Below are 14,653 nucleotides of genomic sequence, written 5' to 3'. Positions count from 1 at the left end.
GGCAACTATCGATGTTCAAACGACCTTCCGTACACTACGGGCGCATGCCCGAGCCGATCACGCCTTACCAAAAGGCAGCGCAGGTTTGGGACGAACGCATTGGATCTGCCCGCGTGCAGGCCAGGAACTGGCGCTTGATGGCGTTCGGCTGCTTGATGTTATCAGCCGGTCTCGCGGGTAGCCTCGTTTGGCAATCGAGCCAAGGCTCGATCACGCCGTGGGTGGTCGAAGTGGACCATCTCGGCCAGGCCCAAAGGGTGGCGCCGGCCAACATCGATTATCAACCTACTGATGCGCAGATCGCCTACCATCTGGCGCGCTTTATAGAGGATGTCAGAGGCCTACCGGCCGACGGCATCGTTCTGCGCCAAAATTGGCTCCGCGCCTATGATTTTACGACCGATCGTGGTGCTGCTGCGCTCAACGACTATGCGCGCAACAATGACCCCTTTGCCAAGCTGGGCAAGGCCCAAATTTCCGTGGACGTCTCGAGCGTCATTCGCGCGTCGTTGGAAAGCTTTCGGGTCGCTTGGACCCAGCGCGTCTACGACAACGGCTCGTTGAGCTCGACCGAGCGCTGGACTGCAATTCTCTCGATCGTGATCGAGACACCCCGCGATGCCGAACGCCTGCGCAAGAATCCCCTTGGCGTCTACGTCCGCGCCATCAACTGGTCAAAGGAGTTGAGTCAGTGACCAAGACGCCGTCTGACGTTCATTCGAAACGTTCTCTCCAGCAAAGCAAGCTCAATTCGGCTTGGCCCGAGTTGGTGACCGCGAAGAGAGCATTTCTACCCGCTCTACTGCTTTGTTCGTCAGCGCTCGGTGGGTGCGCGACCTACATACCGCCACAGATCAGCTATGATGCGGAAGTTCCTTCGATGCCAGCGTCGCCAGCGCCTCTGGACGACAAGTCGCAACCGCTACACGTTCCGCCCCTCTGGAAGCCGGCTCTCGGCGGCAAGGCGGCCGGGAAGGAAGCGCCTGAACCCATGAGCCGGATTGAGACGGCAAACAGCGCAGCCCGGGTCGAACCGCGCAAGCGGGGGTATTTCAACGCTGCGCAAATCTACGCCTACAGTCCCGGGGCGCTTTATCAGATCTACGCCGCACCGGGGCAGATTACGGATATCGCGCTTGAGGAGGGAGAGCAGTTGACGGGATCTGGACCGATCGCCGCCGGAGATACCGTGCGCTGGGTCGTGGGCGATACCGAGAGTGGAAGCGGCGATACGCGAAGGGTCCATGTCCTGGTCAAGCCGACCCGCGCATCGATCGAGACCAATCTGGTGGTCAATACTGACCGGCGCACCTACCTGATCGAGCTCCGCTCACGCGAGCGGCCATACATGCCATCGGTTGCCTGGTACTATCCGGAAACAGTGCGCGAACGATCGCGTGCAGTCGCTCTGAGACCCTTGCTTCCGGAGCCGGCGCAACGCATCTCCCGCTACGCAATTGAAGGCGACAGCCCGCCCTGGCGGCCGCTGGCTGTCTATGACGACGGCCGTAAGGTCTATGTCGAATTCCCCCAAGGCATCGTGCAAGGCGAGATGCCACCACTCTTTATTATCGGTTCAGACGGCATGACCGAACTCGCCAATTACCGTGCCTACGGCAACGTCCTGATCGTCGATCGGCTGTTTGCGGCTGCCGAATTGCGGCTCGGCGGTGAGCACCAGCAGAAAGTCAGGATTGTCAGGAAAGATGGGAGGCCGTCGTCATGAATACCGAGGTCGGAAACGATCGCGATCAGTCGGCTCCGCAGCAGGCACGAGACGGGCAATCCGGAAGTTTCCGCTTGAGAGCGGAGCATCCGCGCGTGACACGGTTGTCACGGAAGGTCCTGGCCGGAGGGAGCGCGGTTGTCATGCTCGTCATTGGCGGAACTGTGTTGTGGGCGCTGCAAAGTAAGCGCCCCCTAAACCAGGCGGCCGAGGAGCTTTACAGCACAGACCATCATAATGTGGCCGACGGGATCACGGCTCTGCCGAAGGACTACTCTGACACTCCACGCCAAGCGGCTCCGCAGCTCGGTCCGCCGCTCCCAGGAGACCTGGGGCGGCCGATCCTTGCTGCTCAGGGGCAGTCGCCAACCATCGGCTCTGATCCGGAACAGCAGCGCCGAGACCAAGAGACCGAAGCAGCCCGTATCAGTCGCTTGTTCGCTGCGAACAATGGCGGCGAAATGCACGCGCCCGCCGCTGTGGCCGCTGGAACCGACCGCGTCGCGTCTCCGAGCGCGACGAGCTCTGGCGATGACGGATTGGCGCAGAACGGTCAGGACCGGAAGCTTGCCTTCGCGAACGCGTCTGTGGACCGTCGCACGGTCAGCCCGGACCGCATCAGCCGCCCGGCTTCACCATACATCGTGCAGGCTGGGACGGTCATTCCGGGAGCCCTAATCACCGGGATTCGATCAGACCTTCCAGGCCAGGTCACAGCGCAGGTAACGGAGAATATCTTTGACACGCCGACAGGCCGCTTTCTGCTTGTGCCCCAGGGAGCGCGTCTCATCGGTATGTACGATAATCAGGTCTCATTCGGCCAGTCGCGCGTCCTGCTGGTCTGGACGCGGCTGATCATGCCGAATGGGCGTTCTATCGTTCTTGAGCGGCAGCCTGGCGCTGATAAGGCTGGCTATGCGGGTCTGGAAGACCAAGTCGACAATCACTGGGCAGAACTATTCAAGGCTGCGGCACTATCGACGCTTCTAGCTGTTGCGACGGAAGTAGGCGCGGGATCCGACACAAACAGCAACGACAGCGCGATTATCCAAGCGTTGCGTCACGGCGCCTCCGACTCACTGAATCAAACCGGACAGCAGGTCGTTCGCCGCAGTCTCGGCATCCAGCCTACCCTGACCGTGCGACCTGGCTTTCCGGTTCGTGTTCTGGTCAATCGTGACCTCATACTTGCGCCGTATGGAAGGTGAGAACATGCCAAAGCTCAAGATAGGAGAGCTTCCGGACGACAAGCCGGTCAAAGTGAGTACGGAGCTGCCGGCGGCCGTGCATCGTGATCTCATTGCATATGCAGAAGCCCTTACGCGTGAAGGTGGTCAAGTGGTTGAACCGACTAAGCTCATCGCCCCCATGTTGGCGCGCTTTATGGCCACGGATCGAGGGTTTTCTAAACTGAAACGTGAGGGGCACGTACCGGCCGCCGGCGAAGGGAAGTGATGGTCAATGCTTATCGAAGCTTTCGCGGGACGCTAAACAATTGCGATGTCAACTTAGGCTGCTGAGTTTGTTTTGACAGTTGAGATATCGTTTAGCGTTCCCACGTCCGCCTTAAACAACTCCGGTAGCCAGGCTTTGTCCATTTTCGGATGCGAGAGCGCTGGTCGTGGCGGACACCTATTCGGTCACTTCAGGCGCGTCACACTTCTCCTGCCATCCACGCTGACGGGCACGTCACCATCGATCGTGGCCCGACGTACCACGCGATGCTGGTCCCCGTAATCGTTGACGGCGTAATGCTGCGTTGCGCGATTATCCCATATCGCGATATCGCCCTCTAACCAGTTCCACCGCACAGTGTTTTCGGGCGCGGTAATATGAGACTGGAACAGCTCGAACAGCTTTTGTCCGTCATATTTGGGCACCCCAACAAAGTGCTTCACCAAGGCGCCGAGCACTAGCGTCCGCTCGTCTGTCTCGGGGTGGACGCGCACCACGGGATGCTCAGTCTCAAAAATTCTGCTGGTGAACACATCGTCAAAGTGTTTCTTGTCGATGTCACGGACGCGCGCGATCCCAGCGTAATCGAAAACGTTGCTGTGAACGGCCCATAGCTCCTCGGCAAGGCGTTGTAGCGGCGGCGGCAGATCAAGATAAGCGGCTGCTGTGTTCGACCAAACGGTATCGCCTCCGAACGTTGGCATTACAACGGCTCGCAAGACTAAAACCTTGGGATAGGCTTCGGCGAAGGTTCCATCCGCATGCCAAACATCGGCGCGACCGCCGCCGCGAGTGGAGTCCAGTTCGAGGAGCGACGTCGTCCCCTTGGTAGCACCGAGCATCGGATGCGGCACTAGCTTTCCGAGACGAGCGGCAAAACGCTCCTGCTCGGCGTCGTTGAGATGTCCTTGATTGCGAAAGAAGATCACCTTGTGCTCGAGCAACAAGCTGTTTATCGCAGCGATCGTGTGGTCCGGTAGATCGCCCGATAGCTTGATATTGTTGACTTCGGCACCGATGCGCGCCGCACGTTTCACAACATCGGTGCCCGGAATGACGTCATCGATCAAAGCCGTTGTGCTCCTGTTGATTTTCCAAGACCTTGCAGTTCTTCCTCGCTTCTCGGTTCGCGAATGATCTGCAGCAAGCATCATGCCAGGCGAAAGACCGAACGTGTAGCCAGATCGCACTAAGCGGATCGCGATATTTGACGCGACTTATCGGACTGAGCCGTCGGTTCGACCGAGTGAAAGAACTCGATCTCCGACCTCGAATATCACCGGATCGCGAAGACGAAGCGGATAGCAGCAGCGGGCCAGCCGCGGATCTTCAGTTATGTTCTTGTGGTCACTTAACTGCTCTGAACAATGCAATGCTTCCGCAAAACCGGTAATAGTTCATGATGGTCGTGAATCATGTAGTCAGGCCCCGCGGCGCACAGGCGCGCTTCGGAAACAAATCCCCCCGTGATTGACACGTTGATAAGACCGAGATTGCGGGCGATCTCCGTCTCAACTGGCATGTCGCCTACGATGACGGTTCTTTCTGGGGATAGATCGTTGGCCTGCATATACAAACGCAGCCGTTCTTGCTTGCTCATGCTCCTAAACTGGGTTGCGCGGCTCTCAAATGCCAAAATATCCGTGACGTGAGTCTTGATTCCGAGTCTTCTCACTTGTGTGCGAATCGGTTCAATAATGTGATTGCTGACAATGACGGTTTGAACGGATCTCTGATCAAGGGCGAGCAAGACGTTTCGTGCCCCCTTACGTAAGGCAGCGTTGCGCGCCAAGAATTCGTAGGCGTCGTGAAAAATGGCGCTGTCGTTATTATGCACGACTTCGATTTCATCTTCCGACATGTCTAGGTTGCGGAAAAGAACCGAAAGAGGGAGTTCGAACTCCTCTCGAAGTCTGTGCATATCGACGGCTGATCGACCGAAGCGGCTCAAAATAGCATTGATGGTTTGCAGCACGGCATTGGCATCATCGAGCAGCGTGCCATTCCAGTCGAATACAACGGCGGATTTCATGCGTGAACCTAGACAAGTAATCGTGCGATATTAACGTGTTCGAGACTGGCTGTTTGCTGGTCTACGTGTTCGGTGCGATCCTGGCGGGTATGGTCGGACAGAGTGGTCAGCGGAACAACGCGCGCTAGTGAGCTGAGCGGGCTGACCGTTATTCTGAGGCGAGATGGGGGCGCAGAGCATGAGCATTGCTGCTTTTGTGGCCCTATTTCTGGATCGATTTACTTGAAGCAATGGTCATGCCAGCCGACGATCAAGGCCGAACGGGCTGTGGAAGGTCTGAACGCGTGCTATGCGCGCTGTACTGGACCTGACATGAGATTGTGCCTCTGTCAGAATGCGGACAACAGTCTACCAGGTGCGATAAGACCGAGCCGACTGACTCATTCGTGAGTATCGTCGCAATTCTAGTGAGGCGAATGGGCTTCTCAATACCCTGAGTTGCTAGTCGAAGCTCGGGAGCGTTGAACAGCTTCCCATTGAGAAGACTGCAGCCAATGCTCAACATTCACTCTTCCAATCTGGCGCGAGCAACCATTGATGCCAAAAGGCAAAAATACCTTGAGCGGCGTAGCGGCTAAACTATTGCTGCTGGATCCTGTGAGAGCTGCGTGTCGACCGCCGCTCTTGACAACGGTCATGCATATGATCGTCTCAGTCCTGAACCAGGATAAGAGGTGCAACTTCTTGGTCTCGTGCCAGCTTGCTCGCGGCTAGGCCGGTGGCGACACCAATGCGGTCAGGCATGGGGCGATTTTGGCTCATCTTGCGCTTGCTTTCGACCCTGGTGATCGGGATGCGCACGCCGACGATTTCGCGCAACTGGGCGGCAATGAAATCCACGGGAGCATCGCTGACGGCCCAAGGCGTCGCACGCGACGTTTCATGGATATTCGTCAGGCGCGTCACGATCTCAAGCAGGCGATCGGGATCGTCGAAGAACTCAATCGGCCCATGGGCATGGACCGCGATGTAATTCCATGTCGGCACCACATGCTCAGCTTGTCGTTTACTGGGATACCAGGATGGCGTCACGTAAGCTTCCGGGCCAGTGAAGATCGCCATCGCATCTCCGATCGTGGCGATGCGCCATTGCGGATTGCGCTTCGCAAGGTGCCCGTACAGCGTGCCGTGCTCGCCTTCGCTCTCATCGAGCAAGAGCGGAAGTGGCGTCGCAAGGGGCCCGCCCGACGTGGCCGTGATCAGGTTGGCCAATCGAGCGCAGCGGATTGTCGCTCGCATGTTCTCGAGGTCATCATCTCGGAAGGGGAACGGTATGTACACGAAGGGCGCCCCCGGTTGGGATGTCGTCGAGATGAACCCAGACCAACATGCTAGAAAAATGCCAGTTTCAGTCACCCCTTTGGAGGTTCGCCGTTGGATCCGGCCGCCTTGCTCGTGGCTTGGCCGCCTCATGATCGCCCGCTGACGTGTTCCTGGAGCCGTGATGTAGCCGAGCGAGGCAACTATGACGCGCCAGTCCGGTTCAATGGGGGCGTTCGCTTTCATTCACTGCTCTGAACGTCAGGGGCGGCTGCTTACCGATTGGTGCGTGCCACGTTCAACCTGGAACCTACCAACGGCCGGCTTACCGAGAGCAGAGCGGACAGCGGTGCTGACAACGTTCCGCTGGCTGCGCCGATAACTCCCTCAAGCCACCTCGATATCTCTCGTGGCACTTGCGGTGGGTCGAGATTTCATGAATGTCGCAGATTCCGATCTGTTTGATTTAATCGAGGTGAAGTGCGGAAGGACAACCTGTTATGGCCGATGGATTATGCGCGACGCATAACTAGTCTGGTTTTTTAGGGCAGAGTGTGTCCGAGGCGAAGGGTTGCCATGAGCGAGTTTATTTTCAGCGCAGGAATCGTTCTGTTTGGCTTTTGGCTGTCGCAATTGCGGCAATTCCTTTGTTTCTGATCGCGTTCAATCATCGGCCATCCGCCGTTCGATTGTCACTTCCTAACTCTCGCCTCCGTCAAACCTTGGTATATGCCGACGCCGCTAAGACGGCCTTGCTCCGTTTCGTTACTGGCGTTAACGCTGGGCCACTAGTTTGGTTAAAGGGAATACGGTGAGCAAAGCCCGGGAATTTATCGACTTCTGGATCGAGAATAGCGTTCACGCCGTCGAGCAGTATCGGACTCCCGGCGCGTCGCAGGATGTTGCGGAACTCACTGAGCGCCTTGTCGAGGCTGCCAAAGAGCAGGATATTTCCGAAGCCGAGTTGCGGGCTGAGATGAGCGATATCTCTGAGCACATTGGAGAGCGGCTCAGGGCCGCAAATAGGGCTGAGCGCGAACGGCGCACGCCCACCTAGGAGAGCGAAGTCCGCTTACCTACTAGCCGGACGTCGCCGGCTCAATGCGACGTTCCTTAACATTCGCTGCTACTCAGCTATCAAGCTACCGCCATCCGATTGCGCGAACACCGCGACAGCCGCCGCTCAGCTATTCGCCTTCAAGGCCGGTGCCTTGAGGGACATCATGAGATTGAGCTTCTTAATGGCGGCGTTGCGCTCGCTCAGTTGCCGCGTAGTTTTGCCGTCGACCCGCTTGAAAAACCCGAACGGCGTTACACGAAAGTTGCAAGACCTACATTGTGAATTGTTCCGGGGCTCGTCAGCTTGTCGACAGCTAAGGATCGCAGCATGGGAAGGTCTCTAGCTAGACTGACAGGTCCGGCTTGATTTGCCCAGATCTGGGGGAGGAGAATCGGATGGATTGCTTTGACAATATCAACAGCTTCGACGACCCAGATCTCTCGCAGACGTCTTTGCACCGGCAGAAAGTGCTGCGGTGGGCGAATGAGGCTGCGTGTTCGGCGATCCTGGATCATAACCGCTGTAGTTGACCGCCTCTTCATTGTTCGTCGGTGGCACGCGAGGTGGCCGGCGGCTTCGAGAGCTGCCGTTGCGACGTTTGCTTCCGGCGGAGCTGTGCCTTTCCTGGAGGGGCCCGCGTGCAGCTTTTCGGCCGTTTCCGGCATCTATGAAATTGGTGATGCAAGCAATGAAGAAGTCAACGATACGAGAGCTTTCCCTCGTCTACAAGCTGTGCGTTCTGGGCGTTGGGGTGCTGGTCTCCTCGGCAGCTGGCGCAACTGACGATTTGATGAGCGCTGCCAAGGAGGCATTCAAACCGATTCCTTCGGTCGTTCCTGCGATAAAGGACAACACAGTCACCCACGAAAAGGTCGAACTTGGCAAGACACTGTTCTTCGATCCGAGGCTATCGGCGAGTGGGATCATTAGCTGCAATACGTGCCATAACCTTGGCGCGGGCGGCGTAGATGCCGGTCCAACGTCGGTGGGGCATGGTTGGCAGCGGGGTCCACGTCGGGCACCTACCGTCTATAACGCAGTATTCAATGTGGCGCAGTTTTGGGATGGGCGCGCGGCAGATCTCAAGGCGCAAGCTACCGGCCCCATCCAGGCGAGTGTCGAAATGAATGCCACGCCGGACAGGGTACTGAATACGTTGAATTCGATGACCGACTATGTCGTCATGTTCCAGAAAGCGTTCCCGAACGAGGCGAGGCCCGTCACCTTTGACAATTCCGCCAAGGCGATCGAGGCTTTCGAAGCGACTCTGATTACACCCGCTGCCCCGTTTGATCAGTACCTCAAGGGCGATGAGCATGCTCTCGATGATCAGCAGAAGGCAGGACTAAAGCTATTCATGGAAAAAGGATGCTCGTCTTGCCACAATGGAATCAACGTCGGTGGACAGGATTACTTCCCGTTCGGCGTGGTTGAAAGGCCGGACGGAACGCTGCTTCCATCCGCCGACAAGGGTCGTTTAGCGGTTACCAAGGTAGCCAGCGATGAGTACGTTTTCCGCGCCGCGCCGTTGCGCAACGTCGCGTTGCGGGCCCCGTACTTCCACTCGGGCCAAGCCTGGACCCTTAAGCAAGCGGTTGGCGTGATGAGTGAGACCCAGCTCGGCGCGAAGCTCAGCGATAAAGAGGAAAACGACATTGTCGCGTTTCTAAATTCGCTAACTGGGCAACTGCCCAAGATAGAGTATCCGAGACTGCCCACGCGTAGTGATACAACGCCAAGGCCCTCTCTAGACAAATAGAACCACCGATAAGGCGGATGCCGTGCGTCCTTGGTTCAATGACATTCAAGATGTGCGCGTCGCTAAGCGTGCCCAATCTTAATTGTCGTTGCCCACGCGTCTATGATCACCGACTCCATGCCATTCTTCAGTGCATCGTCGGGATATCGGAGATCCTCGTAGTTATCGAGCGCGACGACGGCTACATTAAATTTGGAGAGGTCAGGATCGCCAACATCGGACTTGAAGGTCTGCCAGAGCTGCGGCAAGCCCTGGCCGAGCTTTTCAATTCCTGAAGGGTCATCGTCTTCACCATCGCGCCCTTCAACATGCATTCGATTGCGTGATGAAGAAAGTTGCCGCAGATCGGGTTGAGGCCAGCGGTCACGGCGTGCCTGCCCGCGACATAGTACTGGCACCCGCTCCCAGAAGTGATTCTGTCGCTGTGTGGTGTTTTGCATCCAGCACCCTGAACGAAAATCGAACTGTCGTGTCGCGCTCAAGGAGTGATCCGTAGGCGTCGGTAATTCGTTGATTTTACTGATATCGGTTGACGACGGCTTGCAACACGGAGACGGGCAATGGAACGAGGCCGAAACTGCAACAGACCTTTATTTTATCGGCACAAATGCTGGCGATTCCGGTAGGATTGGCGAGATCGGCGAGTATCTGGGATTCGGCGGCCAATATGCGCCGAGGATGGCCGGCAAGGAGGTTCGCGCAGCAGTGGCTGCGTTGAACGTGGTTATGGCTGAGGATGAGCCGGCTGCTGCGCAGGGCGCGCGGTGATACGCTGTCGATACGACAGCGCACCTGACCGTCCCTATGATGACTGTAACCCAGGGGCGGCGCTCTCGAGCTTTATCGCTTGCGTCGGGCTGTAGTCAGGATTACCGCCGCGCGCGGAGGGTCGCACCATGGCGAGGTCTCTCGTTGTACACAGGGATCGGGTACCCGAGTCGCAGAAGATTTATCGCGCGGCACAGTACGTCCGCATGTCCACCGATTACCAGCAATACTCAATTGAAAATCAGGCGGTGGCAATCGCCGCCTATGCCGAACTCCACAGACTCAGGATCGTTCGCACCTATCGTGACGAAGGGGAAAGCGGTCTCAAAATCGAGAATAGAACAGGCTTAACCGAACTGATCAATGACGTCGAGACTGGTCACACGGACTTCGGTCATTTGCTAATTTTCGATGTCAGCCGCTGGGGCCGCTTTCAAGACGTAGATGAGAGTGCGCACTACGAATTCATCTGCCGAAGGGCCGGTATCAAAGTTGCCTATTGCGCCGAGCAATTCGATAACGACGGAGGCCTGCTTTCGAGCATCGTCAAGAATATCAAGAGGGTCATGGCGGCGGAGTTCAGCCGGGAGCTATCAGTCAAGGTTCTTGCAGGAGCTTTACGCCTGGCAAATCGCGGGTTCAAGATGGGTGCCCCAGCACCTTATGGGCTAGAGAGACGGCTCGTTGACGACAAATGTAGGGCGAAAGGAGTTCTGCATAGCGGTGAGCGGAAGTCTCTTACCACCGACCGTGTAAAACTTGGGCCAGGTTCGCGAGATCAAGTCGCCGTCGTTAAATGGATCTTCGATGAATATCTACGATGCAAATCGCAGGCGAGAATTGCGCGAGAGCTTAACCGACGAGGCGTCCTCACGAACCGAGAGAGCCGATGGCGTTCGAGTTCGATAGGCGTAATTCTTCATAACGAAGCTTATATCGGCAACTTCATCTACAATCGCTGTACCGAGAAACTAGGGGCGAAGCGAACGCGCAATCCCAGAGAGCTCTGGGTTAGAAGTGATGACTCGATTGAGCCAATCATTAAGTGTGACACATTTCTGCGAGTAAAAAAGGCGATGGAGGAGCGTCAAGTCTGCATTTCCGAGGAGGAGATGCTGGTACGCCTCCGTAAGGTTCTGATGAAGAAAGGCAAGCTCAATGCTTCGATTATTGATGAAAGCTCCGGATTACCTTCACTCACCTCATATTTGAATCACTTTGGCACCCTTCGAAATATCTATCGGTTGATTGGCTACACCGGCAACCAAGGCCGCCTGGATAAACTCGCCGAGCACAGACAGTGGGTCAATTTCCACCTCGAGAATGCCTACCGTCTTCGGGACGGCTTTGAGGGGGCGGGTAGGAACGCCAAACTTGATCTGTCGATCGAATGTTTACGGATAGATAACGCCGTGAACATCTGCTTCCGTGTGGCTAAATGGCGCAAATATGGGCGCGAGCCGATACGCTGGTTGTTGAGTAGTCGCGTGCGATGGCCGAAGGGATGGGTAGTTGCGCTAAGGATGGGGGAGAACAACGAGGCAGTCCTGGACTATTTATTATTGCCGTCGGCGTCGCTTTCGTTCAAAAGTCGGGTATTCCGGTTTTCTGAAGACACGCGCGCGGTTCACAAAATAGAGCGCTTTCAGACTTTCGAAGCCCTGTCTCGATCGCTCATAAAGCGCGTCTGTGAGAGAACGAGCAAAGCAAAGCAGACCGAAAGAGGCCGGATCGTCTAAGTGGGCCCTCGCTGGAACATCGTTGTAAGCAATATGAGCACAGTGCTCGGGATTGTACTTTCCCAAAGCCCCCAACCTCTTATATTCTTATAGACCAAATTTCGTGGTCCGACGTGACGACTCAGGCGCACCGGAGGCCGCCGCCGCCCGGTGTCGCCCGTTACTTACAAGGTGACTGGCACCGCCGTCATTTCCCTCAAGGAATAGTGAAATCCAGAAACTACGGAGAGCGTCGCCATGATGAAGGGCGGGTGGCGCGGATCATTTTCGCGTCGGTTGTATTTTTCGCATGGGCGCGTAAGCGCGTTGCTTGTTGCTGCGAGTGACGCTGGTGTCCTGCCAAAAGGTTCGGGGAAATCCAATCCTAGCCTCTCGCCGGCCAGAGCTTGCGCATCTGAACAGATGAGTTCGATTGGCGAGCAGTTCGGCGTCAGAGGTCGTCGCAAGATGCTGCGGGCAGACGTTCCTGGTAGAGCCCAGGCAATCCGGATGTGGACGCTGACATCAAAGCCAGACTCCACCATCGAGCGCTTGGAAAAGGGCTACCTGGACGCCTTGTCGTCTGTCGATCTCGCCGAGAACATCGGCAAACAGCTTCATGCGGATACTCGATACACCGATCAGGGCCGACAGGATCAGTACCGCGATCACATCCTGCACCAGGCCGTGCCCGTATTTCGTCAGGGGCGCCGCGCGATCTCGAGAGCCAAGCAGGAGCTCGACCGCATGCGCACTCGTCTACAACTTCCGAAGGCCGATCCAGCCGACGCGGCAGGGGCCATCGCGAAGATGGAACTCCGGACATGGCTGCGCGGTTTGCCGCAGGTCGAACGCGACAAGATCACCAGGGCAGAGAACCTCGATCCGCAGGTCCGCGCGGCCATCATCGAGGCAGCGCTCGCTTTGACGGGTGTGGCTGACAGCCATCTAGCCGTGCTGAAAGAAGGTTTTGCGCGAAGTGCATGGCTCGCTGATCGATGACATCGCCCAGTTGGAGGACGCGATCAGCGTGGCAACATCGGCAGTCGAGGCCGGACGCGAGAGCGTTCACATTGATACCGGCATGACGATTGAGCAGTTCAATGCCGCCGCGGCGCCCATCGAACAGTGTCAGAAAGTGGCCTGGCTGCGTCGCGGTCGCGTGGTGGACTCGAGCACGGTGTTGAGCGTGAGCGTGCCCGCGGCGTGCTCGGCTCGCTCGGCATCGACACGGTGACGCCCGACGTTTAACCGCTGGGCCAGCCAGAAAATACGCCGCCGGTCTCAGAAATATGCGCCCGGCGGCGTTCATTCCAAAACCTGGGCCCTGAAAATTTCCCAAGCGCGAGCAAACGTCAGTGCCCCGCCCGAGTTGCTATTTTTTAAGGGGCCAGTTTGGTTGCTGATTTGCCAACGGCTGTTTCTCCACGCGTCTTTGTCCTTGCGGGACATGACGCTCAGCGCTTAGGTTTCCCGCACTAGGACCAAAGGAGTTTTGTCTGTGGCTACAGGTACTGTGAAGTGGTTCAACCCGACGAAGGGTTACGGATTCATCCAGCCCGATGACGGAGGCAAGGATGTTTTTGTGCATATTTCCGCGGTCGAAAGGGCGGGCCTGAGCAGCCTAAATGAGGGCGCGAAAGTCAGCTACGAAGCGAAGGACAATCGCGGAAAAACATCCGCCGAAAATCTGCGGGTGGGCTGACGCACCAGGAACAAGCGGCAATGCCGGGAGTCATCATAAGCTCCCGCGATAGGTTGCCCCCCGACCGGGAGTTTAGAGCGGCCTTGGCGTTCCCCGCGCCAGGGCCGCCATCCTTGTTATGCTGCATTGCCATGTTTCAGGAACAAGTGGCCGGGCCAATGAGTCCCTTCATTGCTCCCGGACAGGTGGCGCCTTCGACCGGGAGCTTAGTGGTGGCCCCGGCGCGCCCGCGCTGGGGTCGCTTTTGATTGCGCCCCATTTTCAGAACAAACGCTAAACCGCCGTGTTGCGCCCATGTTGCGCGGAGTGATTTGTAGCGGCTGATAAACGTGTTGATTCTGCGGGTGTGGAGTCGCAGCGCCTTGCAACATGAAAACGGGCGCTGGAACGAAGCCGAAACTGCACGAAACCCTTATTTATCGGCATAAGTCGTCGCGATCCCGGCAGGAGTCGCAGGGATCAACAATATCAGCGACTTGGCTACACAAACACGGGTATAGGCGGTTAAGTCGGATCAAAGGCTTAGCGGCAATTACACAAACAAAATCGACGTGAAATCGGCCGCGCGCGTGGGGTGACGCGGCGGCCGATGGACCGTTCGGAGAAGCTTTAGGTCGGAGGTTTAGCAAACCCGATCCTAGCACCACCGGCGGCTGTTTCCAACGTGTTGCCCGCGCGCTGCGGCTCTCAAGGTGGAGAGGCGCGTGATGGAATGGCGACCGAACCCGGGCAGGGGCGATGACGACGAGGCGGCGATCAACCGGCCACCGGAGCTGCCGGACAATGGCAAGATCGTTGAGTTGAAGCTGCCGGATTATGCCCGGCAGAGCTGGCAAGCCGATCGCACCGGCGCAAGGCAAGCCGTCGCTTTGAGACAGTCCCACCCACCCGGCACGATCGGCTTTTCCCGCCGATTACGGGCGATGAGGCTTTTGCGCGTTTAGGAAGCCGAAGAGATCGTCCAACGCATCAAAGCCGCGCTCGCAGCGGCAAAGCAATATACGCCAAACTCGGCAATTGCGAGCGCATTGCCAGCCGCAAACAACAAGCCGCACAAAACCGCTACCAACCACTCAAACCAAACTTCCAAAGCAATCGAACACATGAATGCAACTCAAGCAGCCAAACCATCTCAACGCGAACAACATCGCCACGCCATCCCGCGCACAG

The 14,653-nt window shown here is 57.2% G+C and carries 16 protein-coding genes; 12 read left to right on the top strand and 4 right to left on the bottom strand.

Annotated features, from left to right (window positions below):
• Positions 1–11: 11 nt before the first annotated feature.
• From trbF to J2R80_RS39650, 4 genes are read left to right on the top strand one after another with little or no spacing between them, the layout of a single operon-like run.
• Positions 12–695, top strand: a complete 684-nt coding sequence (gene trbF, locus J2R80_RS39665) for a conjugal transfer protein TrbF (protein WP_076829101.1) — start codon at positions 12–14, stop codon at positions 693–695.
• Entirely contained in the window at positions 692–1,726 is a 1,035-nt protein-coding gene (gene trbG / locus J2R80_RS39660) for a P-type conjugative transfer protein TrbG (protein ID WP_076829100.1), read from the top strand. The genes trbF and trbG overlap by 4 nt, the downstream gene beginning before the upstream one ends.
• The gene (locus J2R80_RS39655) at positions 1,723–2,934 is read left to right on the top strand and encodes a TrbI/VirB10 family protein (RefSeq protein ID WP_253640504.1); all 1,212 of its coding nucleotides are present in this window, start codon (positions 1,723–1,725) and stop codon (positions 2,932–2,934) included. Before trbG ends, J2R80_RS39655 begins: the two co-directional genes overlap by 4 nt.
• A 4-nt stretch (positions 2,935–2,938) precedes the next feature.
• Positions 2,939–3,181, top strand: a complete 243-nt coding sequence (locus J2R80_RS39650; protein WP_076829174.1) for a DUF2274 domain-containing protein — start codon at positions 2,939–2,941, stop codon at positions 3,179–3,181.
• A gap of 185 nt (positions 3,182–3,366) precedes the next feature.
• Here J2R80_RS39650 and J2R80_RS39645 read toward each other — a convergent pair whose 3' ends face one another.
• From J2R80_RS39645 to J2R80_RS39635, 3 genes are all read right to left on the bottom strand, one after another.
• Entirely contained in the window at positions 3,367–4,251 is an 885-nt protein-coding gene (locus tag J2R80_RS39645) for a TauD/TfdA family dioxygenase (RefSeq protein ID WP_310881385.1), read from the bottom strand.
• Between the two features lie 281 nt (positions 4,252–4,532).
• Positions 4,533–5,213 (bottom strand): HAD family hydrolase, encoded by a 681-nt coding sequence (locus J2R80_RS39640; RefSeq protein WP_253640503.1) that lies wholly within the window; start codon positions 5,211–5,213, stop codon positions 4,533–4,535.
• 651 nt (positions 5,214–5,864) lie between these two features.
• Positions 5,865–6,494, bottom strand: coding sequence for an FMN-binding negative transcriptional regulator (locus tag J2R80_RS39635; RefSeq protein WP_253641071.1), 630 nt, complete (start codon positions 6,492–6,494; stop codon positions 5,865–5,867).
• A 790-nt stretch (positions 6,495–7,284) separates the two neighbouring features.
• On the opposite strand from J2R80_RS39635, the gene J2R80_RS39630 reads away from it, so the two are divergent.
• Together J2R80_RS39630 and J2R80_RS39625 are read left to right on the top strand one after the other, a co-directional pair.
• Positions 7,285–7,530: a hypothetical protein gene (locus tag J2R80_RS39630; protein ID WP_028336511.1), complete on the top strand. Its 246-nt coding sequence runs from the start codon at positions 7,285–7,287 to the stop codon at positions 7,528–7,530.
• 691 nt (positions 7,531–8,221) lie between these two features.
• Positions 8,222–9,292 carry a cytochrome-c peroxidase gene (locus J2R80_RS39625; protein ID WP_305884563.1) on the top strand — a complete coding sequence of 357 codons (1,071 nt, stop codon included), beginning with the start codon at positions 8,222–8,224 and terminating at the stop codon, positions 9,290–9,292.
• Positions 9,293–9,354: 62 nt separating this feature from the next.
• Here the strand turns inward: J2R80_RS39625 and J2R80_RS39620 are convergent, their stop codons facing one another.
• On the bottom strand, positions 9,355–9,732 hold the full coding sequence (locus J2R80_RS39620) for a hypothetical protein (RefSeq protein ID WP_253640502.1): 378 nt from the start codon (positions 9,730–9,732) through the stop codon (positions 9,355–9,357).
• Between the two features lie 70 nt (positions 9,733–9,802).
• On the opposite strand from J2R80_RS39620, the gene J2R80_RS39615 reads away from it, so the two are divergent.
• From J2R80_RS39615 to J2R80_RS39590, 6 genes are all read left to right on the top strand, one after another.
• Positions 9,803–10,060, top strand: coding sequence for a hypothetical protein (locus J2R80_RS39615; RefSeq protein WP_253640501.1), 258 nt, complete (start codon positions 9,803–9,805; stop codon positions 10,058–10,060).
• 128 nt (positions 10,061–10,188) lie between these two features.
• Positions 10,189–11,799, top strand: coding sequence for a recombinase family protein (locus J2R80_RS39610; protein ID WP_256527897.1), 1,611 nt, complete (start codon positions 10,189–10,191; stop codon positions 11,797–11,799).
• 489 nt (positions 11,800–12,288) lie between these two features.
• Positions 12,289–12,780: a hypothetical protein gene (locus J2R80_RS39605; RefSeq protein WP_253640499.1), complete on the top strand. Its 492-nt coding sequence runs from the start codon at positions 12,289–12,291 to the stop codon at positions 12,778–12,780.
• Complete coding sequence (locus J2R80_RS39600) at positions 12,749–13,015, top strand: hypothetical protein (protein WP_253640498.1); 267 nt, start codon at positions 12,749–12,751, stop codon at positions 13,013–13,015. The genes J2R80_RS39605 and J2R80_RS39600 overlap by 32 nt, the downstream gene beginning before the upstream one ends.
• Before the next feature lie 264 nt (positions 13,016–13,279).
• The gene (locus tag J2R80_RS39595; RefSeq protein WP_028336518.1) at positions 13,280–13,483 is read left to right on the top strand and encodes a cold-shock protein; all 204 of its coding nucleotides are present in this window, start codon (positions 13,280–13,282) and stop codon (positions 13,481–13,483) included.
• A gap of 707 nt (positions 13,484–14,190) precedes the next feature.
• The gene (locus tag J2R80_RS39590; protein ID WP_253640497.1) at positions 14,191–14,427 is read left to right on the top strand and encodes a hypothetical protein; all 237 of its coding nucleotides are present in this window, start codon (positions 14,191–14,193) and stop codon (positions 14,425–14,427) included.
• The last annotated feature ends 226 nt before the right edge of the window (positions 14,428–14,653 follow it).

This window comes from Bradyrhizobium sp. USDA 4541 (assembly GCF_024171085.1).
Lineage (GTDB): Bacteria > Pseudomonadota > Alphaproteobacteria > Rhizobiales > Xanthobacteraceae > Bradyrhizobium > Bradyrhizobium australafricanum.
Note: the sequence above shows the minus strand (reverse complement) of the source record. Positions and strands in the feature narration are given on the sequence as shown.